Source organism: Leisingera aquaemixtae (assembly GCF_001458395.1).
GTDB lineage: Bacteria > Pseudomonadota > Alphaproteobacteria > Rhodobacterales > Rhodobacteraceae > Leisingera > Leisingera aquaemixtae.
On record NZ_CYSR01000007.1, the window covers coordinates 103354 to 127294 of the forward strand.

At 64.6% G+C, this 23941-nt stretch carries 23 protein-coding genes; 6 read left to right on the plus strand and 17 right to left on the minus strand.

Annotation, left to right across the window (positions count from 1 at the left end; translation table 11 throughout):
• Nucleotides 1-3: 3 nt before the first annotated feature.
• Both xdhB and xdhA read right to left on the minus strand, forming a co-directional pair.
• Nucleotides 4-2322: a xanthine dehydrogenase molybdopterin binding subunit gene (xdhB, locus tag PHA8399_RS02935; protein ID WP_058284726.1), complete on the minus strand. Its 2319-nt coding sequence runs from the start codon at nucleotides 2320-2322 to the stop codon at nucleotides 4-6.
• A gap of 13 nt (nucleotides 2323-2335) precedes the next feature.
• Nucleotides 2336-3799, minus strand: coding sequence for a xanthine dehydrogenase small subunit (xdhA, locus tag PHA8399_RS02940; RefSeq protein WP_058284714.1), 1464 nt, complete (start codon nucleotides 3797-3799; stop codon nucleotides 2336-2338).
• A 207-nt stretch (nucleotides 3800-4006) separates the two neighbouring features.
• Between xdhA and PHA8399_RS02945 the strand changes: the two genes are divergently transcribed.
• Nucleotides 4007-4924, plus strand: coding sequence for a LysR family transcriptional regulator (locus tag PHA8399_RS02945; RefSeq protein ID WP_058284715.1), 918 nt, complete (start codon nucleotides 4007-4009; stop codon nucleotides 4922-4924).
• A gap of 62 nt (nucleotides 4925-4986) precedes the next feature.
• On the opposite strand, the gene PHA8399_RS02950 is transcribed toward PHA8399_RS02945, so the two are convergent.
• Together PHA8399_RS02950 and PHA8399_RS02955 are read right to left on the minus strand one after the other, a co-directional pair.
• A complete protein-coding gene (locus tag PHA8399_RS02950) occupies nucleotides 4987-5190 on the minus strand; it encodes a hypothetical protein (protein WP_058284716.1) in 204 nt (67 codons plus the stop codon).
• 313 nt (nucleotides 5191-5503) lie between these two features.
• Nucleotides 5504-6763, minus strand: a complete 1260-nt coding sequence (locus tag PHA8399_RS02955) for a urate hydroxylase PuuD (RefSeq protein ID WP_058284640.1) — start codon at nucleotides 6761-6763, stop codon at nucleotides 5504-5506.
• A 104-nt stretch (nucleotides 6764-6867) separates the two neighbouring features.
• Between PHA8399_RS02955 and PHA8399_RS02960 the strand changes: the two genes are divergently transcribed.
• Nucleotides 6868-7776 carry a LysR family transcriptional regulator gene (locus PHA8399_RS02960; protein ID WP_058284641.1) on the plus strand — a complete coding sequence of 303 codons (909 nt, stop codon included), beginning with the start codon at nucleotides 6868-6870 and terminating at the stop codon, nucleotides 7774-7776.
• Between the two features lie 79 nt (nucleotides 7777-7855).
• Here PHA8399_RS02960 and uraH read toward each other — a convergent pair whose 3' ends face one another.
• Nucleotides 7856-8212, minus strand: coding sequence for a hydroxyisourate hydrolase (gene uraH, locus PHA8399_RS02965; RefSeq protein ID WP_058284642.1), 357 nt, complete (start codon nucleotides 8210-8212; stop codon nucleotides 7856-7858).
• 149 nt (nucleotides 8213-8361) lie between these two features.
• Here uraH and puuE point away from each other — a divergent pair, with 149 nt between their 5' ends.
• The 3 genes from puuE to PHA8399_RS02980 all read left to right on the plus strand — a co-directional run bounded on the left by puuE (nucleotide 8362) and on the right by PHA8399_RS02980 (nucleotide 11771).
• Complete coding sequence (gene puuE, locus PHA8399_RS02970) at nucleotides 8362-9777, plus strand: allantoinase PuuE (protein WP_058284643.1); 1416 nt, start codon at nucleotides 8362-8364, stop codon at nucleotides 9775-9777.
• Nucleotides 9774-10265, plus strand: coding sequence for an ureidoglycolate lyase (locus PHA8399_RS02975; RefSeq protein ID WP_058284644.1), 492 nt, complete (start codon nucleotides 9774-9776; stop codon nucleotides 10263-10265). Before puuE ends, PHA8399_RS02975 begins: the two co-directional genes overlap by 4 nt.
• A gap of 69 nt (nucleotides 10266-10334) precedes the next feature.
• Nucleotides 10335-11771: a uracil-xanthine permease family protein gene (locus tag PHA8399_RS02980; RefSeq protein WP_058284645.1), complete on the plus strand. Its 1437-nt coding sequence runs from the start codon at nucleotides 10335-10337 to the stop codon at nucleotides 11769-11771.
• 57 nt (nucleotides 11772-11828) lie between these two features.
• Here PHA8399_RS02980 and PHA8399_RS02985 read toward each other — a convergent pair whose 3' ends face one another.
• From PHA8399_RS02985 to bhcA, 5 genes are all read right to left on the minus strand, one after another.
• Nucleotides 11829-12341: an AmiS/UreI family transporter gene (locus PHA8399_RS02985; protein WP_058284646.1), complete on the minus strand. Its 513-nt coding sequence runs from the start codon at nucleotides 12339-12341 to the stop codon at nucleotides 11829-11831.
• Between the two features lie 94 nt (nucleotides 12342-12435).
• Nucleotides 12436-13401 (minus strand): iminosuccinate reductase BhcD, encoded by a 966-nt coding sequence (bhcD, locus tag PHA8399_RS02990; RefSeq protein ID WP_058284647.1) that lies wholly within the window; start codon nucleotides 13399-13401, stop codon nucleotides 12436-12438.
• Nucleotides 13402-13473: 72 nt separating this feature from the next.
• Nucleotides 13474-14637 carry a 3-hydroxy-D-aspartate aldolase BhcC gene (gene bhcC, locus PHA8399_RS02995; protein ID WP_058284648.1) on the minus strand — a complete coding sequence of 388 codons (1164 nt, stop codon included), beginning with the start codon at nucleotides 14635-14637 and terminating at the stop codon, nucleotides 13474-13476.
• A gap of 16 nt (nucleotides 14638-14653) precedes the next feature.
• On the minus strand, nucleotides 14654-15622 hold the full coding sequence (bhcB, locus tag PHA8399_RS03000; protein WP_058284649.1) for a beta-hydroxyaspartate dehydratase BhcB: 969 nt from the start codon (nucleotides 15620-15622) through the stop codon (nucleotides 14654-14656).
• Nucleotides 15622-16812 carry an L-aspartate--glyoxylate aminotransferase BhcA gene (gene bhcA, locus PHA8399_RS03005; protein WP_058284717.1) on the minus strand — a complete coding sequence of 397 codons (1191 nt, stop codon included), beginning with the start codon at nucleotides 16810-16812 and terminating at the stop codon, nucleotides 15622-15624. The genes bhcB and bhcA overlap by 1 nt, the downstream gene beginning before the upstream one ends.
• A gap of 198 nt (nucleotides 16813-17010) precedes the next feature.
• On the opposite strand from bhcA, the gene bhcR reads away from it, so the two are divergent.
• On the plus strand, nucleotides 17011-17844 hold the full coding sequence (gene bhcR / locus PHA8399_RS03010; RefSeq protein ID WP_058284651.1) for an HTH-type transcriptional regulator BhcR: 834 nt from the start codon (nucleotides 17011-17013) through the stop codon (nucleotides 17842-17844).
• A gap of 51 nt (nucleotides 17845-17895) precedes the next feature.
• Here the strand turns inward: bhcR and PHA8399_RS03015 are convergent, their stop codons facing one another.
• The 7 genes from PHA8399_RS03015 to PHA8399_RS03045 all read right to left on the minus strand — a co-directional run.
• Nucleotides 17896-18726, minus strand: coding sequence for a bifunctional allantoicase/(S)-ureidoglycine aminohydrolase (locus PHA8399_RS03015; RefSeq protein ID WP_058284652.1), 831 nt, complete (start codon nucleotides 18724-18726; stop codon nucleotides 17896-17898).
• Between the two features lie 125 nt (nucleotides 18727-18851).
• Nucleotides 18852-19937: a molybdenum ABC transporter ATP-binding protein gene (gene modC, locus PHA8399_RS03020; protein ID WP_058284718.1), complete on the minus strand. Its 1086-nt coding sequence runs from the start codon at nucleotides 19935-19937 to the stop codon at nucleotides 18852-18854.
• Nucleotides 19937-20641, minus strand: coding sequence for a molybdate ABC transporter permease subunit (gene modB, locus PHA8399_RS03025; protein WP_082649442.1), 705 nt, complete (start codon nucleotides 20639-20641; stop codon nucleotides 19937-19939). Before modB ends, modC begins: the two co-directional genes overlap by 1 nt.
• Nucleotides 20638-21351, minus strand: a complete 714-nt coding sequence (gene modA / locus PHA8399_RS03030) for a molybdate ABC transporter substrate-binding protein (protein WP_082649443.1) — start codon at nucleotides 21349-21351, stop codon at nucleotides 20638-20640. Before modA ends, modB begins: the two co-directional genes overlap by 4 nt.
• 195 nt (nucleotides 21352-21546) lie before the next feature.
• Nucleotides 21547-22110 carry a chemotaxis protein CheD gene (locus PHA8399_RS03035; protein ID WP_008558442.1) on the minus strand — a complete coding sequence of 188 codons (564 nt, stop codon included), beginning with the start codon at nucleotides 22108-22110 and terminating at the stop codon, nucleotides 21547-21549.
• A 26-nt stretch (nucleotides 22111-22136) separates the two neighbouring features.
• Nucleotides 22137-23081: a CheB methylesterase domain-containing protein gene (locus PHA8399_RS03040; protein WP_058284719.1), complete on the minus strand. Its 945-nt coding sequence runs from the start codon at nucleotides 23079-23081 to the stop codon at nucleotides 22137-22139.
• Nucleotides 23082-23248: 167 nt separating this feature from the next.
• Nucleotides 23249-23941 (minus strand): methyl-accepting chemotaxis protein (locus PHA8399_RS03045; RefSeq protein ID WP_244270142.1); only part of this gene is annotated, 693 nt, incomplete at its 5' end.

The following is a 23941-nucleotide window of genomic DNA, read 5'->3' on the forward strand; positions in this document are numbered from 1 at the left end:
GGCTCAGCCCTGCCCCTTGAGGGTTTCGATCGCCATCAGCACGCGCTCCGGCGTGGCCGGCGCATCCAGGCGCGGGCAGACCTTGTAATCCGCGGTGCTGGCAACCGCCATCGACAGCGCCTCGAACACCGAGATGCCCAGCATGAACGGCGGCTCGCCTACAGCTTTGGAACGCTTGATGGTACGCTTCTTGTTCACCGACCATTCGGCCAGCTGCGTGTTGAAGATGCGCGGCCGGTCAGAGGCCAGCGGGATCTTGTAGGTCGAGGGCGCATGGGTGCGCAGGCGGCCCTCGCCGTCCCACCACAGCTCCTCGGTGGTGAGCCAGCCCATGCCCTGAATGAACGCACCCTCCACCTGTCCCTTGTCCAGGACCGGGTTCAGCGAACGGCCCACGTCATGCAGGATGTCGGTGCGCTCGACCCGGTATTCGCCGGTCAGCGTGTCGACGGACACTTCCGAGCAGGACGCGCCATAGGCGTAGTAGAAGAACGGCTGCCCCTTGCCCGCCGCGCGGTCCCAGTGGATTTCCGGTGTCTTGTAGCAGCCGGCCGCCGACAGGTGGACCCGGGCCATGTAGGCCTCCTTCACCAGCCTGTCGAAGGGGATCTCCTCGCTGCCGACGCGCAAGCGGTTGGGCAGGAATTCGACCTCCGCCTCGGACACTTCATACTTCTCGGCGGCAAACTTGGTCAGCCGGGCAATGATCTGCTCCGCCGCATCCAGCGCCGCCATACCGTTGAGGTCCGAGCCCGAAGAGGCCGCGGTGGCGGAGGTGTTCGGCACCTTCTCGGTGGTGGTCTTGGTGATCTTGATGCGCTCGAAATCCACCTGGAAGGCATCGGCCACAACCTGCGCCACCTTGGTGTTGAGGCCCTGCCCCATCTCGGTGCCGCCGTGGTTCAGGTGGATCGAGCCGTCGTTGTAGACATGGATCAGCGAACCCGCCTGATTGTACCAGGTCGCGGTGAAGGAGATGCCGAATTTCACCGGGGTGAGCGCAATGCCCTTCTTGATGATCTTCGAGTCCTTGTTGAAGGCGATGATCTCTTCCCGGCGCTTGCGGTACTCGGCGCTCTCTTCCAGCTCCTCGATCAGCCGGTCGAGGATATTGTCCTCCACCTTCTGATGGTAGGGCGTCAGGTCGCGGCCTTCCTCGCCATAGAAGTTGGCCTTGCGCACATCCAGCGGATCCTTGCCCAGGGCATAGGCGATCTCTTCGATCATCCGCTCCGCCGCAACCACACCCTGCGGGCCGCCAAAGCCGCGGAATGCGGTGTTGGAGACGGTGTTGGTCTTCATCGGGCGGCTTTTCAGCAGCACGTTCGGATAGAAATAGGCGTTATCCGCGTGGAACAGCGCCCGGTCGGTGACCGGCCCCGACAGGTCCGAGGAATAGCCGCAGCGCGCGGCAAAGCCGCCCTCGACCGCCTGAATGCGGCCCGCATCGTCAAAGGCTACGTCATAGTCGATCACGAAGTCATGGCGTTTGCCGGTGGCGGTCATGTCCTGATCGCGGTCCGGGCGGATCTTCACCGGGCGGTTATGCTTCTTCGCGGCAATGGCAGCCACCGCGCAGAACAGGTTCATCTGGCTTTCCTTACCGCCAAAACCGCCGCCCATGCGGCGCACGTTGACGGTGACGGCGTTGTTCGCAACGCCCAGAACATGCGCCACCATATGCTGCGCCTCGCTCGGGTGCTGGGTGGAACAATGCACGGTCACATCTTCATCTTCGCCGGGAATGGCAAAGGCGATGTGGCCCTCCAGATACATGTGGTCCTGGCCGCCGACGGTCATCTGCGCCTGGATGCGGTGGGGGGCGCCCTTGCGGCCTTGCTCCACATCGCCGCGCTCCAGCTTCAGCGGGTCGGTGATCATCGGATAGCCGGCTTCCTGCGCCTGGACCGGGTCCAGCGCGTGCGGCAGCACCTGGTAATCCACCTGTGCCAGTTCGGCGGCCCGGCGGGCAGCGCCGCGGGTCTCGGCGATCACCGCAAACATTGGCTGGCCGTGGAATTCGACCTTCTCCGTCGGGAACACCGGCTCGTCATGCTTGCCGGTGGGGCTGATGTCGTTGACGCCGGGGATGTCCTCGGCGGTCAGCACATCCACCACACCGGGCGCGGCGCGCACGGCACTGAGGTTGATGCCCTTGATATTGGCGTGGGCGACGGTGGAGACACCCAAGTAAGCGTGCAGCGTGCCATAGGGCTCGGCGATATCGTCAGTGTATTCGGCGCGGCCCGTCACATGTTTGATCGCGCTGTCGTGCTGGCGGTCATGGTGCACGGCGCCGCTGATGGTCTGATGGTCTTTCATCTCAAAATCCTCCTCAGGCGACGGCCAGCCGGACAGCACCGGCGGTTCCCGCGTCATGTTCCAGGTAGAAGCGGCGCAGCAGGTTGCAGGCCGTCAGCGCGCGGTACTCCGCAGAGGCGCGCCAGTCGCTGAGCGGAGTGAAGTCCTGCTTCACCGCTTCCGCTGCCGCGTCAAACGCGGCCTCGCTCCAGGGCTGGCCCACCAGCGCGGCCTCGGCACCAGCAGCGCGCTTGGGCGTCGCCGCCATGCCGCCGAATGCGATCCGGGCAGAGGTGATCACGCCGTCCTTCACGGTGACGCTGACCCCAGCTGCAACCGAGGAAATATCCTCATCCCGGCGCTTGGAAATCTTGTAGGCGGCGTCGATCTGGCCCTGCGCCGGGCGCGGAATACGGATCGAGGCGACGAAATCGCCCGGCTCTCGGTCCTGCTTGCCGTAGTCGATAAAGAACTCCTCCAGTGGCAGCGTGCGCGAACCGCCCTTCTTCTGCAGAGTCACCTCAGCCCCCAGCGAGATCAGCACCGGCGGGGTGTCCCCGATGGGGGAGCCGTTGGCGATATTGCCGCCGATGGTGCCCATGTTGCGCACCTGCCATCCGGCGATGCGGTTCCAGTAGGCGCTCAGATGCGGGAAAGCATCGCGGATCGCCGCTTCGCTTTCGGTATAGGTGACGCCGGCACCGATGGTCAGCGCCTCGTCGGTCAGTTCAACCGCCTTCAGCTCCTCCAGGTGGGCGACAAACACCACCGGAGAGATCGGTTTCATGAACTTGGTCACCCACAGGCCCACATCGGTGGAGCCTGCGACGATGGTCGCCTTGGGGTTCTCAGCCAGAACCTCTGCCAGATCCGCCGCATCCAGCGGCAGGATGGCGCGGTCATCTTCGGGGCCGGTCACAACACGGGCTTGCGGCTGGATCGCCTTCAGCTTGGCGGTCAGGCTCTCACGCTCGGTGGTCAGATAGTCATTGGCCGGGGTGCCGTACTGGTTCACCGCAAGTGCTGCCTTCACAATCGGCTCATAGCCGGTGCAGCGGCAGAGGTTGCCCTGCACGGCAGTTTCCACCTGCGTCTCGGTCGGCTGCGGGTTCTCCATCCACAGCGCATAGAGCGACATCACGAAACCCGGGGTGCAGAAGCCGCACTGGCTGCCGTGGTATTCGACCATGGCCTGCTGCACCGGGTGCAGACGGCCTTTGGGGCCGGACAGATGCTCAACCGTCACTACGTGGCAGCCATTGAGCGACGCCAGGAAACGGATGCAGGCGTTCACCGCCTCATAGCGCAGCGCGCCATTGTGCAAACGGCCCACCAGCACGGTGCAGGCACCGCAGTCGCCCTCGGCGCAGCCTTCCTTGGTGCCGGTCAGGCGCTGCTCCAGCCGGAGGAAATCCAACAGGGTCGTGGTCGCCTTCACGTCCTTGACCGAAAGCTCCCGCCCGTTCAGCAGAAAGCGAATGTCGTTTTGATGTTCCATCTGGCCTCCAAGTAGTCGCTGGACAGCTTCTAATTCTGTTGCGTCATTTTTACCTTGTCCGACTGCCTCGGTTAACGGCTGCAATCGCGAAAGGCTTTCAACACCCTGTTGAAAATGGTTAGGCTAATAGGTGCCGGAACCGGCGTGTCTGCCGCCTGCCGAGGGAAAGGGCAAGCGGCAGATGCGCCCCGTAAAGGTCTGTGAACCATGTCTTATCTGGAATCCCTGCGGGTCTTTACCCGAGTCGTCGAACTGGGCAGCATCACCTCTGGCGGGCGGGACCTGCGGCTGACTCCCGCCGTGGCCAGCAAACGGATCAAGGAGCTTGAAAAGCACCTTGGCGTCCGCCTGTTCAACCGTACCACGAGATCGCTGACCCCGACCGAGGTCGGACAGCTGTTTTATACCGAGGCCAAGAAGGTGCTCGAATCGATTGAGGACGCCGAGGCGGTGGTCTCTCAGTTCTCTGAGGCGCCGCGCGGGGTCATCCGGGTGACCGCACCGCTGGGTGTCGGCCGCCGCATCATCGCACCGCTGGTGCCGGGATTTGTCGAGGACTACCCCGCCACCGAAATCCGGATGCGGATGTCCGACCGCAAGGTCGACATTCTGGCCGACGGGCTGGATGTCGCGTTCTTTATCGGCACGCCGCACGATTCCACCCTGAAGATGCGCAAGATCGCCGATTGCACCCGGGTGCTGTGTGCCGCGCCGGACTATCTGGAGCGGCACGGAACGCCGCAGGTGCCGGAGGATCTTTTGACCGGCCACAATTGCCTGCTGCTGCGCTACCCGCGCTCGCCCGAATATTACTGGACGCTGTCCACACCGGAGGGACCGCGCAAGCTGGAGGTTTCAGGCAAGTATGATGCCGATGACAGCGACGTGCTGACCGGCTGGGCGCTGGACGGGCGCGGCATCGTCAACAAGCCGCGTTTCGACGTGGCCGCGCATCTGCGCAGCGGCGCGCTGGTCGAGGTGCTGCCGGACACTCCGCCGGAGCCGACGATCTTCGGCTGCCTTTACCCGCACCGGAAATTGCAGGACCCCAAGATCCGCCTGTTTGTCGACTACGCGGTGAAACAGGGTCTGGCCGCCTTCCGGCACAGCGAGACCGGCAAATAGACTTTACGCCAAAGAAAAGGCGGGCACCGGTGGCCCGCCTGATGTGGAATATGAAACCTGCCTTAGCAGCGGTGCGGGTTTTCCTGGCAGTAAAGCAGGTTTGCTGCGGCCCCCACTGCGGCGCCCGCGGCCACATTGCCGTCCAGAACCGCCGCGCCGGCGGCCCCGGCGCCCGCGCCGTAGACCAGCCGCTCGCCAGTGGTGTCACCGCAGGCGGCCAAGGTGGTGCAGAGTGCAAATCCTATAGCGAAAGTCTTCTTAAACATCACATTTCCTCCTTCACGCCCAAACCCCGCAGTGTTGCCGCGGTCCCAAACGGCCAGCTCCCGGCGTTTTCCGCCGGGAAAAAGGGTGCCCGAAAGGGATTGGCGCTGTGGCAGAACAGGCCGGAAAGCCCCGGGTTTCCGGCACAATTGGGCAAACCCCGTGGCAGTATAACACACGGCGGCGCAGTTTGGTTCCAGCGTCTTGCAGCATCGGGGGTGCACAGGCGGTGCACGGATGGTGCACGCCGGGTGCCCGAAAAAAAGGGCCCCGCCACAGGGGGCGGGGCCATTGGGCTTGTCAGGCGGGTCTGCTTCAGTTCGCGGCCAGCGCGAAGGGCAGATCTTTGGAGGCGCTGCCGTACCAGCGGCGGATCAGGGCGCGCTCCTCGTTCTCCATGAAGGTGACGTTTGCGGGCGGCATCGCATGGGTGGCACCGGCCTGGAGGTAGATCTCCTTGGCGTATTTCGCCACATCCGCCGGGGTTTCCAGCAGCACGTTCTTGGGCGCGCGGCGGATGCCGTCATAGTAGGGCTCCCGCGCGTGGCACATGGCGCAGCGGCCCGGTACCACATTCATCACCTCCTCGAAGTGCTGGTTGCTGGCAAACACCTGTTCGGATTTGGTCAGTTCCCGCGCCTCGGACTCCTCAACGGTGTCCTGTTGCAGCGGCGCCTGGCTGAGGATCATGATGCCGATGAACAGGATGGCGGTCACCGGCCAGGTCCAGGTCGGGTTGCTGGTGCCTGCGTGGTTGCTGTTGAAGTAATGGCGGATGGTCACGCCCATCAGGAACACCAGCGCCGCGATCAGCCAGTTGTACTCGGTGGCGAAGGCCAGCGGGTAGTGGTTGGACAGCATCAGGAACACAACCGGCAGCGTCAGGTAGTTGTTGTGGGTCGAGCGCAGCTTGGCGATCTTGCCGTATTTTGCGTCCGGCGTGCGGCCTTCCTGCAGGTCTTTCACCACGATGCGCTGGTTCGGCATGATGATGAAAAACACGTTTGCCGTCATGATGGTCGCGGTGAAGGCGCCCAGATGCAGCATCACGGCGCGGCCGGTGAAGATCTGGTTGTAGCCCCAGCCCATGATGACCAGCAGGATGAACAGCAGCACCATCAGGAAGGTCGGCTTTTCCCCCAGCGGCGATTTGCACAAGGCATCATAGACCAGCCAGCCGATGCTGAGTGATGCGCCGGAGATCAGGATACCCTGCCACAGGGCCAGGTCAGCCTTGCTGGAGTCGATCAGGTACAGCTCTCCGCCCGCCCAGTAGACGATCATCAGCAGCCCCGCGCCTGACAGCCAGGTGGCGTAGCTCTCCCATTTGAACCAGATCAGATGATCCGGCATGTTCTCCGGCGCCACCAGGTATTTCTGGATGTGATAAAAACCGCCGCCGTGGACCTGCCATTCCTCGCCATGCGCGCCGACCGGCAGATGCGGAACCTTCCGCAGGCCAAGGTCCAGCGCGACGAAGTAGAAGGACGATCCGATCCAGGCAATGGCGGTGATGACGTGAAGCCAGCGGACCGCAAAGCCCAGCCAGTCCCACATGATCACAAGCTCTTCCATTGTTCTCTCCTCATAAGCTTTGACCCGAGACTAGAGCATGGTGTTATTTTCATGTATTAGGTAAAAAATCCAAGCTGTTTCAAAATAACACAAAGAATACGTGAATGGCCTATCTCGACAACATCCGCACCTTTGTCCGTGTCTATGAACTTGGCAACATGTCTGCCGCGGCGCGGGACATGCGGATCTCGGCCGCGGTGGCGTCGTCGCGGATTTCGCAGCTGGAGGATCACCTGAACGTGCGGCTGTTCCAGCGCACCACCCGGCTGCTCAATCCGACCGAACAGGGCAATCTGTTCTATCACGGGGCGGTCAAGATTTTGGAAGCGGTTGACGAGGCGGAGGCCGATATCAGCAGCGTCACCCAAACCCCGCGCGGAACGCTTTATGTGGCGGCGCCCTTGGGTCTGGGGCAGCACCTGATTGCGCCGGCGGTGCCGAAATTCAAGGAAGCCTATCCGCTGATCTCGATCCGGCTACGGCTGTCGGACCGCAAGCTGGACCTGGCGGCGGAGGGGCTGGATGCGGCGTTTTTCCTCGGCGTGCCGGAGGATTCAAACCTGCGCATCCGCAAGATCGCCGATTGCCCGCGGGTGCTGTGCGCGGCGCCGGAGTACATCAAGCGGCGCGGCCAGCCGAACAACAGCGAGGAGCTGAAGACGGACGCGCATGACTGCCTGAACCTGCGCTATCCCGGCGCGCCGGAGTTCCAATGGCCGCTGCGCAGCCAGGATGGGGTTAAGCGGGTGACGGTCACGGGGCCGTTTGAATCGGACCACGGCGACGTGCTGACCAGCTGGGCGCTGGACGGGCATGGGATCATCCTGAAGCCGGTGTTCGAAATATCGGAACACCTCGCCTCCGGCCGGCTGGTGCCGGTGCTGGCGGAGGAGCCGCCGATCCCGATCCAGATGGCGTGCCTTTATGTCCACCGCCGCCACCAGGACCCCAAGGTGCGGCTGTTCATGGATTTCATGGTGGATCACATTCAGGCGTCCCTCCCCCCAGAATGAAAAAGCCCGCCCCAGTTTCCTGAGGCGGGAACCGCCGGCAGATGCCAAGCGGGAGGAGAGGTTTCTTGGGGTGTGCGGCTCAGCTGCCGCGGTAGGTGGAATAGCCATAGGGCGACAGCAGCAGCGGCACGTGGTAGTGGCTGTCTGCCTCGCTCATGCCGAAACGCAGCGGCACCTCGTCCAGGAACAGCGGGTCCGCCCCAGCCTGGCCGGTGGCGCGCAGATAGCCGCCTGCGTGGAACACCAGCTCATAGGTGCCGGTGGCGAATTCGCCTTCGGGCAGGATCTGTTCGTCAGTGCGCCCGTCGTCATTGGTGGTCAGGCTGCGCAGATGGATGCGCTCTTTGCCTTCGATCCGGTACAGGTCGATCTTCAGCCCTTCCGCCGGGCAGCCGCGGGCGGTGTCCAGCACGTGGGTGGTCAGAAATCCGGCCATGACAGCCTCCTTTCAATTCCGTTTCCCTAGGTATGCTTGGTTCAGCCCGCCCCATACAGCGGGAAGAGTCAAAAAGTTCTTTCAAAAATATACTGAAAGCCGAAGCAGATTATCTGTTCTATACATAATAAAAAGACAGGAGACCTGACATGACGCGCTATCCTCGTGACCTGCGCGGATACGGTGCTGCCGCACCCGACCCGCAGTGGCCCAATGGGGCCAAAGCCGCCGTGCAATTTGTTCTGAACTATGAAGAAGGCGGCGAGAACTGCATCCTGCATGGGGATGCGGCCTCGGAAGCTTTCTTGTCCGACATTCCCGGTGCCGCGCAATGGCCGGGCCAGCGCCATTGGAACATGGAGTCGATCTATGAATACGGGAGCCGCGCCGGGTTCTGGCGGCTGCACCGGCTGTTCACCGGCGCGGGCATCCCGCTGACCATCTATGGCGTGGCGACCGCGCTGGCCCGCAGCCCTGAACAGGTGCAGGCGATGAAGGACGCGGGTTGGGAGATCGCCAGCCACGGCCTGAAGTGGGTCGAGCATAAGGACATGGCCGAGGAGGAGGAGCGCGCCGCAATTGCCGAAGCCGTGCGGCTGCATACCGAAGTGACCGGCACCCGCCCGCGCGGCTGGTACACCGGCCGCTGCAGCGCCAACACCGTGCGGCTGGTGGCCGAGGAAGGCGGGTTCGATTACATCTCCGACACCTATGACGACGACCTGCCCTATTGGCTGGAAACCGGCGGGCGCGATCAGCTGATCATCCCCTACACGCTGGAAGCCAACGACATGCGGTTCGCCAATTCGCCGGGCTGGATCACGGGCGAGCATTTCTTCCAGTATCTGAAGGATGCCTTCGACGTGATCTATGCCGAGGGCGAGGCAGGTGCTGCGAAGATGATGACCATCGGCCTGCATTGCCGTCTGGTCGGGCGTCCGGGCAAGATCGCCGGCCTTAAGCGCTTTATCGATTACATCCAGGGGTTCGAGGGCGTCTGGTGCCCGCGCCGGATCGACATTGCCGAGCATTGGGCCGAAACCCACCCGCCGGTGAAGCGCGAGCGCCCCAGCCAAATGCACCGCGAGGCGTTTGTCGCCAAGTTCGGCTCGATCTTCGAGCATTCGCCGTGGATCGCCGACCGCGCCTTTGATCTGGAGCTGGGCCCGGCGCATGACTGCGCTGCGGGCGTCCACAATGCACTGTGCCGGATCTTCCGCACCGCCAGCGAGGATGAGCGTCTGGGCGTTCTGACCGCGCACCCGGATCTGGCGGGCAAACTGGCCGCTGCGGGGCGGCTGACCGCCGAGAGCACCTCGGAACAGTCCAGTGCCGGCCTTGATATGCTGACCGATGAGGAGCGCGAGACCTTCACCCGGCTCAATACCGAGTACGTGGAGAAGCACGGCTTCCCCTTCATCATTGCGGTGCGCGACCATAACAAGGCGTCAATCATGGAGGCGTTCCACCGCCGCATCCACAACGACCGGGCGACCGAGTTCGATGAGGCCTGCCGCCAGGTTGAGCGCATTGCCCAGTTCCGCCTGCAGGACATGCTGCCGTGAGCGGCCGGCTGACAGCGAAGCCGCTGACCGCAGCGGCTTTTGCGCCCTATGGCGACGTGATCGAGGTTGCGGGCGCTCCGGACAAGATGATCAATCAGGGCATGTGCGGCCGTCACCACGACCGCGCGGTCCTGGATTTCGGCCCGGACGGCCGGGCCGGCATCAGCCTGTTTGACGCCAAGGCCCGCCACCTGCCGCATAAGGTGGACATGGTGGAGCGCCACCCCGAGGGCAGCCAGGCCTTTGTGCCAGTGAGCGGCGTGCCGATGCTGGTGGTGGTGGCGGATGACGACGGCGGTGTGCCGGTCAACCCGCAGGCTTTCATCAGCCAGCCGGGCCAGTCCATCAACCTGCACCGCGGCATCTGGCACGGGGTGCTCGCGCCCCTTGGCGCGCCCGGCCAATACATCGTTGTTGACCGGATCGGCACCTCACCCAATCTCGAAGAACACTGGTTCAAGGAGCCTTTTACCGTGGTCGCGGACTGACCACAGCCCGAAGCCGCCAGCAAAAACAAGAAGCGGCAAGATCCCCATGACCGACAGGAGATACCTTTCATGGCTGACACTTCCATCGGGACGCCGGCGCAGCTGCGCGACCCCAATTACACGCCGCCCCTGCATAAGGCGGTGCCGCTCGGCATCCAGCATGTGCTGGCGATGTTCGTCTCAAACGTGACGCCCGCCATCATCGTGGCCGGGGCCGCCGGTTTCGGTTTCGGCTCCAACTCGCCCGATTTCCCGGAACTGCTCTATCTCATTCAGATGTCGATGCTGTTTGCCGGCATCGCCACCCTGCTGCAGACCATCACCCTGGGTCCGGTTGGCGCCGCGCTGCCGATTGTGCAGGGCACCTCCTTTGCCTTTCTGCCGATCATGATCCCGCTGGTTGCGGGCAAGGGCGTGGACGGGCTGGCTGCGCTGTTCACCGGCGTCATTATTGGCGGTATCTTCCACGGGCTGCTGGGCACGGTGATCGGCAGGATCCGCTTTGCCCTGCCGCCGCTGGTGACGGGCCTGGTGGTGACGATGATCGGCCTCGCGCTGGTCAAGGTGGGCATCCAGTATGCCGCAGGCGGTGTGCCCGCCATCGGCACGCCGGAATACGGCTCCCTCCTCAACTGGTCTGCGGCGCTGGTGGTGATCCTTGTGACCCTGGGCCTCAAGTTCTTCACCCGGGGGATGCTGTCGGTTTCTGCCGTTCTGCTCGGACTGATCGCGGGCTACATCTATGCGCTGATGACCGGCATGCTGACGCTCGAGGCGGTCTCCGGCTCCTGGTCGCAAGCCGCGGGTTTTGCCCTGCCGCAGCCGTTCAAATACGGGGTGGAGTTTTCTGCCGCGGCCATCATCGGTTTCTGCCTGATGAGCTTTGTCTCTGCGGTGGAGACCGTCGGCGACGTCTCTGGCGTGACCAAGGGCGGCGCGGGCCGTGAGGCCACCGAGGAGGAGATCGCCGGTGCGACCTATGCCGATGGTATCGGCACCGCCATGGCGGGCTTTTTCGGTGCCTTCCCCAACACGTCGTTTTCCCAGAACGTCGGCCTGATCGCCATGACCGGGGTAATGAGCCGCCACGTTGTGACCTGCGGTGCCATCTTCCTGATTGTCTGCGGACTGGTGCCCAAGGTGGGCGCGGTGATCCGCACCGTGCCGATCGAGGTGCTGGGCGGCGGTGTCATCGTGATGTTCGGCATGGTGGTTGCGGCCGGTGTTTCGATGCTGTCGGATGTGGACTGGAACCGCCGCAACATGGTGATCTTTGCGATCTCCCTGTCCATCGGCCTGGGCCTGCAGCTGGAGCCCGGCGCGCTGCAGCACATGCCCGATACCGCGCGCATCCTGCTGACCAGCGGTCTGCTGCCGGCGGCCTTGATTGCCATCGTGCTGAACCTGGTGCTGCCGCAGGATCTGGCGGGAGAAGCGACCGAGGAAGTTTCTGGCGGGATGAGCGGCCACGGGCGCGGGTCGCTGCCGCATGAGGATCAAGCCTGAGGCAACCGCCTGTAGCTAAATCAACGGCCGGCCCGCAAAGGGCCGGCTTTTTTGCTCTCAGCCGGCCAGCCCGTGCAAGACCGCCAGCCCCGGAAGCCAGCCGGTGAAGATCCCGCACAGCAGTGTTGCCGCGGCAGTCAGCCGCGGGCTGCCGCGCCGGAGCGCGAGGTTCAGGAAGTAGAGGAACCACAGCCCGGACCAGGCCGCCCAGCAGCCCGCCAGCCAGACATCGAACAGACCATCCCCCTGCGCCAGCACCCGCAGCACCATGGGCGCGGCGGTCAGCGCCACAAAGCCGCTGAACCAGCCCAGCCCCGCGCCGCTGGACGCAAAGATGCGGTTATAAGCCACCCAGAGGTAGGTGGTGCCGAACAAGAGCGTCATGCCTGCATCCAGCAGGTCCGCCGGCTGCCGCGCGGCCAGCGCGATCAGCAGCACCACGGCAAAGAACACCAGCGCCGCAACGGCGTTGATCAGGATGATCTCGCGGTCCTCGATCCGGCCCATCTGCCAGACGCCGTTCAGGCACAGCACCACGCCGACCACCAGCAGGCTCAATCCCAGAAACATTCTTTCAGTCCCTCAATGAAAAACAGGAGAGAGGTACACCTCTCTCCTGCCGCTCCGCTATGCGGATATTCGCAGAATGTGTTTCTGGCTGTGCTTAGAAATCGACCTCGATGGCGATGCCCTTTTCGACTGCCACTTCCACGACGGAGGCCGCGACGGCCAGATCCTGCAGGCCGACGCCGGTGCCGTCGAACAGGGTGATCTGATCGTCCGAGGTGCGGCCAGGGTTGGTGCCGTTGATCACCGCGCCGAGCTGGGCGACATCAGACTCCTGGATCAAGCCCTGCGCCACCGCGTGCTGCGCCTCGCCGATGGTGATGGACTGCGCCACCTCGTCGGTGAACACAGTTGACTTGACCAGCAATGCGGCCTCGACCTCCTGCTTGCCCTTGGTGTCGGTGCCCATGCAGGCGACGTGGGTGCCGGGGCTGACGTGATCTGCCATCAGCGAAGGCGCAAAGGCCGAGGTGATGGAGATGATCACATCCGCGTCGCGCATGCCGGGGAGGTCCACCGCCTCAAACGGCACGCCCGCTTCCGCGGCGACCTTTTCGATGTTGGGCAGCATGTCCGGGTGGAAGTTCCAGCCGATGACCTTCTCGAAATTGCGTTGCTCCAACGCCGCGCGCAGCTGGAACTTGGCCTGGTGGCCGGCGCCGATCATGCCGATCACCTTGGCGTCCTGGCGGGCCAGATGCTTGATCGATACCGAGGAGGCCGCGGCGGTGCGCAGCGCGGTCAGCAGGTTGCCGCCCACCATCGCCTTCACCTTGCCGGTGTCCGGGTCGAACAGGAAGACGGTGGACTGGTGGTTGATCAGCCCGCGCTTTTCCAGGTTGTTCGGCCAGTAGCCGCCGGCCTTGAGGCCAAGTGTAAGACCAGCCCGGTCAAAGCCGCCCTTGAAGCCGTAGAGCGCATCCTCATGGCCGATCGCCTCGCGCACCACGGGGAAGTTGTAGGCATCCCCCGACGCCATGGCGGCAAAGACCTTCTCGACCGCATCGAACGAGGCTTCGCGGGTCACCAGGTCCGCAACCGCCTTTTCCGGAACGATATACATGTCTGTTTCTCCTCAGCAAAAAAGCCGGCGGAGGGCGGCATGCGCACCTCCGCCAGTTTGGGGATGGATCGGTTAGTAGGCTTTGCCGCGGGCCGAGACGGGCCAAACGGTTTCGACCTTGCCGTTGCGCACGCCGACGTACCAGTCATGCACGTTGGCGGTCGGGTCGCAGTGGCCCGGCACCAGGCGCAGCTTGTCGCCCACTTTCAGCGCGCCGTCAGGGTCCGAGACCACGCCGTGCTCGTCCGAGCATTTGATGTATTCCACGTCATCGCGGCCAAAGATGAAGGGCAGGCCGCTGTCGACCGACTGCGCCTTGAGGCCCGCGTCCACGATGGCCTTGTCGGCCTTGGCGTGGCTCATCACCTGGGTCAGCAGGAAGAAAGCGTTCTCCCACTCGCCCTGGTCGATCCGGTTGCCGTCCTTGTCCAGGATGCGGCCGTAGTCCGCGTCCATGAAGGCGTAGGAGCCGCACTGCAACTCGTTGTACACGCCCGAGTTCGATTCAAAGTAGTAGGAGCCGGTGCCGCCGCCGGAGACCAGCTCGCACGCGATGCCTTCGGCCTTCAGGCCTTCGACCGCATCGGCGACCTGGGCGATGGCAATGTCCAGCTTGGCCTTGCGGTCCTCGTAGCTGTCCATGTGCTGCATCGCGCCCTGATAGGCCTGAATGCCGGAGAACTTGAGGTTCTCTGCCGCGTTCACCGCCTTGGCGATCTCGACCACCGCCTCAGTCGTGGTCACGCCGCAGCGGCCGGCGCCGCAGTCGATCTCAACGAAGACTTCCAGCTCGGTGCCGTGCTTTTGCGCCGCTGCCGAAAGGTCAGCCACGTTGTCTAGGTCGTCAACGCAGACGATGGTGCGGGCACCCAGTTTGGGCAGGCGGGCCAGACGGTCGATCTTTTGCGGGTCGCGGACCTGGTTGGAGACCAAGATGTCCTTGATGCCGCCGCGGGCAAAGACCTCGGCCTCGGAGACCTTCTGGCAGCAGACGCCAACCGCGCCGCCCAGTTCTTCCTGCAGCTTCGCCACATCCACCGACTTGTGCATCTTGCCGTGCACCCGGTGGCGCATGCCATGCGCCTTGGCATAGTCGCCCATCTTCTTGATGTTGCGCTCCAGCGCGTCCAGGTCGAGGACCAGCGCCGGCGTCTGGATGTCAGCCTCGTCCATGCCCGGGACCGCCGGGACGTCATAGCCGACTTCGAGCTGATCAAAATTTGTCTGTGCGTTCATGGTTCTATTCCCCAGTTTAGCTGTTCATCCAAGGCAGTTTGTCGAGGTCGACATTGCCGCCGGTGACGATCAGGCCCACGCGTTTGCCCGCGAAGGCGTCCTTGTTTTTCAGAATGGTGGCGAGCGGCACCGCGGAGGACGGCTCCATCACGATGCGCAGGTGCTTCCAGATCAGCTTCATCGCGTCGATGATCTCGGCATCAGAGGCCGTGTAGATCTCGCTGACGTGGTTGCTGACGAAGTGCCAGGTCAGCTCCTTCAGCGGCACCAGCAGACCGTCGGCGATGGTCTTGGGCGCATCATCGGCGATGATGTAGCCTGCCTTGAAACTGCGGTAGGCGTCATCGGCCTGCTCCGGCTCTGCCGCGATCACCTTGGTTTCCGGTGCCAGTGTCGACAGCGTGAGGCAGGTGCCCGAGATCATGCCGCCGCCGCCGATCGGGGCCACGACTACGTCGAGGCCATCGGTCTGCTCCACGAATTCCTTGGCGCAGGTGCCCTGCCCCGCGATGACACGGTGGTCATTGTAGGGATGCACGAAATCGCCGCCGGTCTCGGCCTGCACCTTGGCAAAGGTCTCCTCGCGCGAACTGGTCGAGGGCTCGCATTCGGTGATCCGCCCGCCATAGCGGCGCACGGTGTCCTTCTTGGCCTGCGGCGCGGTGCGCGGCATGACCACGTTGCAGGGAATGCCGCGCAGCATTGCCGCGTAGGACAGGCAGGAGGCATGGTTGCCCGAGGAATGGGTGGCGACGCCCTTGGCGGCCTGCGCCTCGTCCAGCCCGAACACCGCGTTGGTTGCGCCGCGCACCTTGAAGGCGCCCGGCTCCTGGAAGTTCTCGCACTTGAAGAACAGCTCCGCGCCGGTCAGTTCGTTGAGATAATCCGAGGTGCGCACCGGTGTGCGGCGGATGTGGGGCCGGATGCGCTCATGCGCAGCCAGCATGTCCTCATAGGTCGGGATATACATCGCGTTATCCTTCATCAGGCGGCGGCCTTGGCGCTGCTGGCGCTGTTGACGCGGTAGTAGTCCTGTGCCGCCGCCACGCCGGAGCCCAGTTTGATGTTCAGGCCCAGGTCGGCCATGACCATTTCGGCGGTCGCAATGCCGGACAGCGTCATCACGTCGGTCAGGCTGCCCAGATGGCCGATGCGGAACACCTTGCCCGCGACCTCACCCAGCCCGGTGCCAAAGGCGACGCCGTATTTCTCGGCCGCCAGGCTGACGAACGTGTTGGCGTCGAATCCGTCCGGCGTGCGGATCGCGCTGACGCTGTCTGAGTAGACCTCCGGCGACACCGCGCACAGCTCCAGCCCCCAGGCGCGGACCGCGGCGCGGACGCCCTCAGCAATCCGGTGGTGGCGGGCAAAGACATTCTCCAGCCCTTCGTCCAGCAGCATACCACAGGCCATGTTCAGACCGTTCAGCAGGCCAACGGAAGGCGTGTAGGGATAGGCGCTGTTGGCATAGCCATTCGCCATGTCCTTGATGTCAAAGAATGTGCGCGGCAGGGTCGCGGTCTCTGCCGCCTTCATCGCCTTGGGCGAGAAGCCAACGATGGCGAGGCCCGGCGGAAGCATGAAACCCTTTTGCGAGCCGGTGACGGCGATATCGACGCCCCACTCATCCATGCGGAAGTCCATTGATGCGATCGAGGACACGCCGTCAACAAACAGCAGCGCCGGGTGGCCTGCGGCGTCCAGCGCGCGGCGGACGGCGGCGATGTCGGATTTGACTCCGGTTGCGGTCTCGTTGTGGGTCGCCAGAACCACTTTGATTTCATGTGCGGTGTCGGCGGTCAGGATTTCCTCGTAGCGGTCCGCAGGCAGGCCTTCACCCCAGGGGGTTTCGACAATCTGGACGTCGAGCCCGTGGCGCTGGCACATGTCGATCCAGCGGTGGCTGAACATGCCGTTGCGCGCGGCCAGGATCTTGTCGCCTGCGTTCAGCGTGTTGGTGATTGCGGTCTCCCAGCCGCCGGTGCCGGTCGACGGAAAGACAAAGATCTCTGCGGTTTCGCTTTTCAGAACCTTCTTCACCCCAGCCAGTGCCGGGTGCAGGATCTGGCCGAACAGCGGCGAGCGGTGGTCCAGCGTCGGCATGTCCACCGCCTTGCGCAGCGCTTCGGGCATATTGGTCGGACCGGGGATGAAAACCGGATTTTGAAAGCTCATGTCGTGCCCTCCTGTGGCGATTTCCTTCACTCTAAGGGGGCGGCGCGCGCGGGTAAATTTTTTTGAAAAAAGATTTCACAAATGGAAGAAGCGCTGAAAAAGCACAGTTTTACAAAGGGTTTGAGTTTTTCATTGTACAGAAGTGATTTTCAGAGGTATCAATAAGCTGCTGTTTGAATTGCCTTCGGAGGCTTAAAGATGCCGCAAGCACCGCGCCGCAAGGGCCGCCCCAAGAACTTTGATTCCGCCAGCAACCCGCCCACGATCCAATCGCTCGACCGCGCGCTGGACGTGCTGGATGCGCTGGCCGGCGCCAGCGGCATGACGCTGACGGAACTCTCCACCGCGCTGGATCAGTCGGCGGCCACCATGTACCGGGTGCTGGCCACGCTGGAGGCGCGCCAGATCGTCGAGATGGAGCCGCAGTCGCAGACCTGGCACATCGGCGCCATGGCCTTCCGCCTCGGCTCTGCTTTCCTGCGCCGCTCCAGCGTGATCGAGCGGGCGCGGCCGGTGATGCGGGAGCTGATGGAGGCAACCGGCGAAACCTCGAACCTCGGTATCGAACGCGGCGGCGACGTGATGTTTGTGAGCCAGGTGGAAACCTACGAGTCGATCCGCGCCTTCTTTCCGCCCGGCACCACTTCACCGATGCACGCGTCGGGTATCGGCAAGGCGCTGCTCAGCTGTTTCGGGGAGGACCAGCTGGCCCGCTTCCTGCGCGGGAGCGCGCTGCAGGACTTCACGGAGAAAACCCTGACCTCGGCAGACGCCTTGCGCGAAGATCTGGCGCAGATCCGCCGCCGCGGCTGGTCCTTCGACGACGAGGAGAAGGCGCCGGGCATGCGCTGTGTGGCAGCGCCGGTGTTCGGAATGCAGGGCGAGGTGCTGGCCGGGATCTCTGTCTCCGGGCCCACGTCCAGGATGCCGGACGCGCGCATCAGCGAAATCGGCGCCCTGGTCAGGGGCGCCGCAGAAAAACTGTCCTATGGGCTGGGCGCGCCGGCGGCGGATCAGGCCGCGCCCGGCTGACCAGCCGGGCAGCGCCCGGGCACATTTTCGGGCCGGGCGCTCCCCCCGCCGTCAGCGCAGCGGCGCCAGCGGCATATGCCGGTTCACGTCCTTGTACAGCAGATAGCGGAACTTGCCCGGGCCGCCGGCATAGCAGGCCTGCGGGCAAAAGGCGCGCAGCCACATGTAATCGCCCGCCTCGACCTCGACCCAGTCCTGGTTCAGCCGGTAAACCGCCTTGCCCTCCAGCACATAGAGGCCATGCTCCATCACATGCGTTTCGGCAAAGGGGATCACCGCACCGGGTTCAAAGGTGACGATCGTCACATGCATGTCGTGGCGCAGGTCGTTCGGGTCGACAAAACGGCTCGTCGCCCATTTGCCCTCGGTCCCCGGCATCGGCGTCGGATCGACGCGGTTTTCGTTGGTGACAAAGGCTTCGGGCGCGTCCAGGCCTGCAACCGCCTGATACGCCTTGCGGATCCAGTGGAAGCGCACCGGCGCGCCGGAGTTGTTCCGCAGGCTCCAGCTGGCCTGCGGCGGCAGGAAGGCATAACCGCCCTCCTCCAACTCATGCGCGGTGCCGTCGATGGTCAGCGTCATGGCGCCCTGCACCACAAACAGAACCGCCTCGGTGCCGGGTTCGGTTTCCGGCTGGTCACTGCCGCCGCCGGGCTGCACCTCGGCGATATACTGGGAAAACGTCTCGGCAAAGCCCGACAGGGGCCGCGACAGCACCCAGAAGCGCGCCTTGTCCCAGAACGGCAGCAGGCTTGCCACGATATCGCTCATCGTGCCCTTGGGGATCACCGCATAGGCCTCGGTGAACATGGCCCGGTCGGTCAGCAACTGGGTCTGCGGCGGCAGCCCGCCTTCCGGTGCGTAATAGGATCGTTTGGTCATGGGCTGCCTTTCCTGCTGAACTGCTGCCCCTATTGATACCCGCGCTGCGCCCGCAACCGAACTTATTTCCGTATCAAGATTACCTGAAGGATTGTTGCGGAATTTTTGAAAGCAGGCGGGGACGCCTAGCCGCCGCTGCCGATATCCTCCGGCGCGATCGAGACGGTTTTGACCACGGCAAAGCAATTTGCCCCCGGTTCCAGCCCCAGCGCCTGCGCCGAGCGCCGGGTGACCCGGGCCAGCACCCGCCCTGCCGGCGTCCGCAGCGAGACCATGGCGCCAGGGCCGCTGCCGGTGCGGACATTCTCAACCGTGCCCGGCAGGATGTTGAGCGCTGACAGGCCTTCGGGGCGCTGGCGCGACAGGATCACCTCATGCGCCGAGATCCGCACCCGCACCTGGCTGCCCGGTGCCTTGGCGATTTGCGGCAGGAACAGCGGCACGCCGCCCGCCTCCAGCTCTGTCAGCCCGTCCGGGTGGTGGCGGGCCACCCGTGCCTCCAGCAGGGCGCCGGCGGCGCGCACGCCTGCGGGCAGGACCGCCGGATCGCCCAGCACCTCTGCCGCGCTGCCCTGGCGCTGCACCTTGCCGTCCTGCAGTACCACAACCGTGGTCGCCAGCCGGGCCACTTCAGCGGCGGAATGGCTGACATAGAGCATCGGGATGCCGATCTCGTCCCTGAGCCGCTCGAAGTATGGCAGGATCTCCGCCTTGCGCGCTTCATCCAGCGCCGACAGCGGCTCATCCGCCAGGATCATCCGCGGCGCCGACAGCAGGGCCCGGCCAATCGCCACCCGCTGTTTCTCACCGCCTGACAGCCGCCCGGGCCGCCGCTGCAGCAGGGAACCGATGCCCAGCAGCTCCACCACCCGGTCCAGGCTCTCCCGCTTGGCGCTGCGCGGCGCAAACCATTGCCCGAACAGCAGGTTCTGCCGCACGGTCAGATGCGGAAACAGCCGCCCCTCCTGAAACACATAGCCCATGCGGCGCTTGTGCGGCGGCAGCCAATGCCGCTGCGAGGTGTCAAACAGCACCTCTCCATTCAGCGTCACCCGCCCCTGATCGGGCCGCAGCAGGCCAGCAACCGCCTGGATCACCGTGGTCTTGCCGGTGCCCGACCGCCCGAACAGCACGGTGACGCCGGGCGGTGCCTCGAACTGCACATCCAGCCCGAACCCCGGCAGCGCATGTTGCAGCGAGACCGTCAGCATCAGCACCCCCCGGCCCGCTCAGCCGCGCGGCGTGCCAGTAGTTCGGAGAACAGCAGCGCGCTGAGGGCAATGGCAATCGACACCAGCGTCAGCCGCAACGCCGCCGCCTCCCCGCCTGGCACCTGCAGAAACGTGTAGATCGCCGAGGGCAGCGTCTGCGTCTGCCCTGGAATGCTTGAGACAAAGGTAATGGTCGCTCCGAATTCCCCCATCGCCTTGGCAAAGCCCAGCACGGTGCCGGCAATCAGCCCCGGCAGGATCATCGGCAGGGTGACGGTGGCAAAGCACAGCACCCGCGAAGCGCCCAGGGTCGCCGCGGCCTGTTCCAGCTTCGGATCCACCGCCTCCACCGACAGCCGGATCGCCCGCACCATCAGCGGAAAGGCCATGATGGCCGCGGCCAGCGCCGCGCCGGTCCAGCGGAAGGCAAAGACGATGCCGATTTGCTGCAACGCACCGCCGACCGGCCCCTTGGTGCCGAACACCATCAGCAAAAGGTAGCCGGTCACCACCGGCGGCAGGATCAGCGGCAGGTGCACCAGGCTGTTGACGATCTGCTTGCCGGGAAACCGCCAGCGCGCCAGCGCATAGGCCACAAAGACAGCCAGCGGCAGCGCCGCCAGCGTCGCCCAAAGAGAGACCCGCAGCGACAGCATAACCGCCTGCCATTCCTGCGGCCCCAGCCATGCCGTCTCAGCGCTCACTCCGCCAGCACCCCGAAACCGTGGCGCAGGAAGATGTCCCGTGCTTCGGGGCTGCGCAGATACTCCAGAAAAGCCAAGGCTTCTGCAGCGTTTCCGCCTGCGACGGCAGCGGCCGGATAAACGATCCGCGGGTGGCTTGCCTCCGGAAACACCGCGATCACCGAGACCTTGCTGTCCGCGCGGGCATCGGTCGCGTAGACAACGCCCATCGGCGCCTCGCCCGACGCCACCAGCGCCAGCGCTGCGCGCACATTGGCGGCCTGCGCCACCTTGGGCGCGACGGCGGTCCACTGCCCCAATGCCATAAGGGCGGCCTTGCCGTAGATGCCCGCAGGCACCGCATCGGTCAGCGCCATGGCCAGCCGGCCCTCGCCCAGCAGCCCGCCCAGATCCGCGGCTGACAGGTCCAGCGGCGCGGCGCCTTTCCCGTGCGCGATCAGCACCAGGCGGTTGGTCAGCAGGTCCAGGCGCGAGGCCGCATCCACAAGCCCCTCCTGCTGCAAAACATCCATCCAGCCGGGATTGGCGGAGAGGAACACATCCGCCGGCGCGCCCAGCTGGATCTGCCGCGCCAGCGCCGGGGAGCCGGCATAGGAAATGGTGACTGTCCGCGTGGTTGCAGACTGATAGGCGGCGGCGGCCTCATCCAGCGCTGTTTTGGTGCTGGCGGCGGCGAAGACCGTGATCTGCGCCTGCGCCATCGCTGCCATACCGCATATCAGCAGGACAGCCGCTGCCAGGACCCGCCGTAGGCCCGGCAAGATCTGAGACAGCGAAAATGAGGCCCGGTTTGTTCTCATAGCCCCTAAGGGACTACCGCTGTCGGCCAGCGCGGGCAAACGGTATTTGCCTCCGCCCGGTGCACACCGGGCGGCGCAGTCTTCTGCCTTTGCAGGGCCGGCCGGTCAGAACAGGGTCACAGCGCCCGGGCCGCCTGCCGCCGGTGCCGGTGCCGGAGCCGGGCGCGTTGCGGCACGCTGCTCCATTTCGCCGAGCTTGCGGTCGTCCTGGACATGGGTCTGCTGGGCCGCGCCGGAACAGGCGTGGAACCGCACCCTGCGGGCGGATGTGCCGCCAACGCTGGAGGAGATGCACGGGATGCCCTCATCGCGCAGGAACCGCTGCACGAAGTCGGCATTGGACGCGCCGATATCCGACAGGTTTGCCGACATCTTGGCGCCGCCGAAGACCTTGGCCTTCAGGTTGGACCGCACGGCGCCCTTCTTCATGATTCCGTTGATCAGCAGCTCCATCGCGTGGATGCCGTACCGGGCGTTGGCCGCGCCGCCCTGGCGGGCATTCGCCAGCAGGAAATGGTTCATTCCGCCCACACCGTTCTCCGGATCGTAGATACACGCCGCGATGCACGAGCCAAGCACCGTGGAGAACACGATTTTCGGATCGGTGGTCACCCGGTATTCCCCCTGAAGAACCGTTACAGATTTCGAGTTGGCGAAAACAGTGGTCAAGGCTTTGGTTCCTTCCTGCGGTATGTTCAGGCTTTGCTGGCCTGGAGTAGTGTGCTGGCCATCCGGGCCAGCGGCACCTGCTGCTGCGCGGCGCCGATATCCCAAGCCACTCTGGGCATTCCGTAAACGACCGAGGACTTTTCATCCTGGGCAAAGGTCTTGGCGCCGGCCTTGCGCAGGTCCAGCAGCCCCCGGGCGCCGTCCTGGCCCATGCCGGTCAGGATGGTGGCAACAACGTCCTTTCCATATGGCACGGCAGAGGTGAACAGAGCGTCAACAGACGGCGTGTGGCCGGAAATATCCGGCCCTTCTTTCATCCGCAGCTGCAGCGGCTTGCGGTTGCTCAGCCCCATGTGGCGGCGCTGGCCGGCGGCGATGTAGACATAGCCCGGCTCCAGCGCCATGCCGTCCTCGGCCGCCCGCACCCGCGCCGGGCAGATCCGGTCCAGCAGCGACACCAGGCCGGAGCCGAAATTCTTGCCGGTGTGCTGCACGATCAGCGTTGGCGGGCAGTCGAACGGGAAGCCAACCAGAATGCTGCGCAGGGCTTCCACCCCGCCGGTCGAAGACCCGATCAGGATCAGCTTGCGGCTGCCGCCCGCAGCCGCTGCAGGACCGCTTGCCGCGGCGCGCGCCGCCGTCCGCGGGCTGCGGCGCGGCGCGTTGACCATCATGTCGAAATACTGGGCGAACTGGCTGGGGTGATCCGCCTTCGTCAGTTCGAAGATACCCGCTCCGACGTCCAGCAGCGGTGAGGATTTCCGCGCCGGGGTCGCGCCCTGGGTGTCCATGACCGAGACCCAGCGCGTGTCGATCGCCGAAAACAGCGCCATCATCATCTCGAATTCCGGCAGCTTGGTGAACCCGTCTTCCACAAAGGCAAAAACCGGCTGCGCCGCTTCTGCCTGATTGTAGGCCATCATCAGGTTGTTCGCCAAATACACCCGCATGCCCGGGTAAGCGGATTCCATGTAGCTCTGCAGGGTCCGGGCAAAGTTGCGGTCAGTGGTAATGATCAATAAGTTTTTCGAAGACAATGGGTTCCCCAGTTAATTTGCGGTGCCATCCGAATTTCCGGCACAGGTTGCCATGGCCTGAAGGCGCCGCTGCCCTGGCAGCCGCGCCTCCGGTGAGTCGCTTAAAAGTCCTGCCAGAGATCGCGGGCGGCATTGCCGCTGGCGGCCGCAGATACCGCGGCAGGCGCGGCGCTGGCCTCAATCTCCCAGTCATCGCTGCCGTGCGCCGAAGGCGCAGGCTGGGCCGCCGCCCGAGCGGGAGCAGCCGGGGCCGCTGCGGGGGCAGGACGGGCTGCAGGGCTGACGCCTGCGACCCGGAAATGGGCGACCAGCTCGGCCAGTTTGGTCGCGTCGGTGTTCAGCATGTGGCCGGCCGCTGTGGCCTCTTCCACCATGGCTGCGTTCTGCTGGGTCACCTGGTCCAGCTGGGTGACGCCGGTGTTGATCTCATTGAGGCCGGTCGACTGTTCTGCAGCACCCTCGGCGATGCCGGAGACCAGCTGCGAGATATGGGTGACCCGTTCGACGATGCTTTGCAGTGCCTCGCCGGCCTTGCCGACCAGATCCACCCCGCGCTCCACCTGTTTGGAGCTGTCGCCGATCAGGGTCTTGATCTCCATCGCCGCGTCGGAGGAGCGCTGCGCCAGCGCCCGCACTTCGCTTGCGACCACGGCAAAGCCCTTGCCGGCCTCACCCGCCCGCGCCGCCTCGACGCCTGCGTTCAAGGCCAGAAGGTTGGTCTGGAAGGCGATGTCGTCGATCACAGAGATGATCTGGCTGATGTGGTTCGAGCTCTGCTCGATCTGGGTCATGGC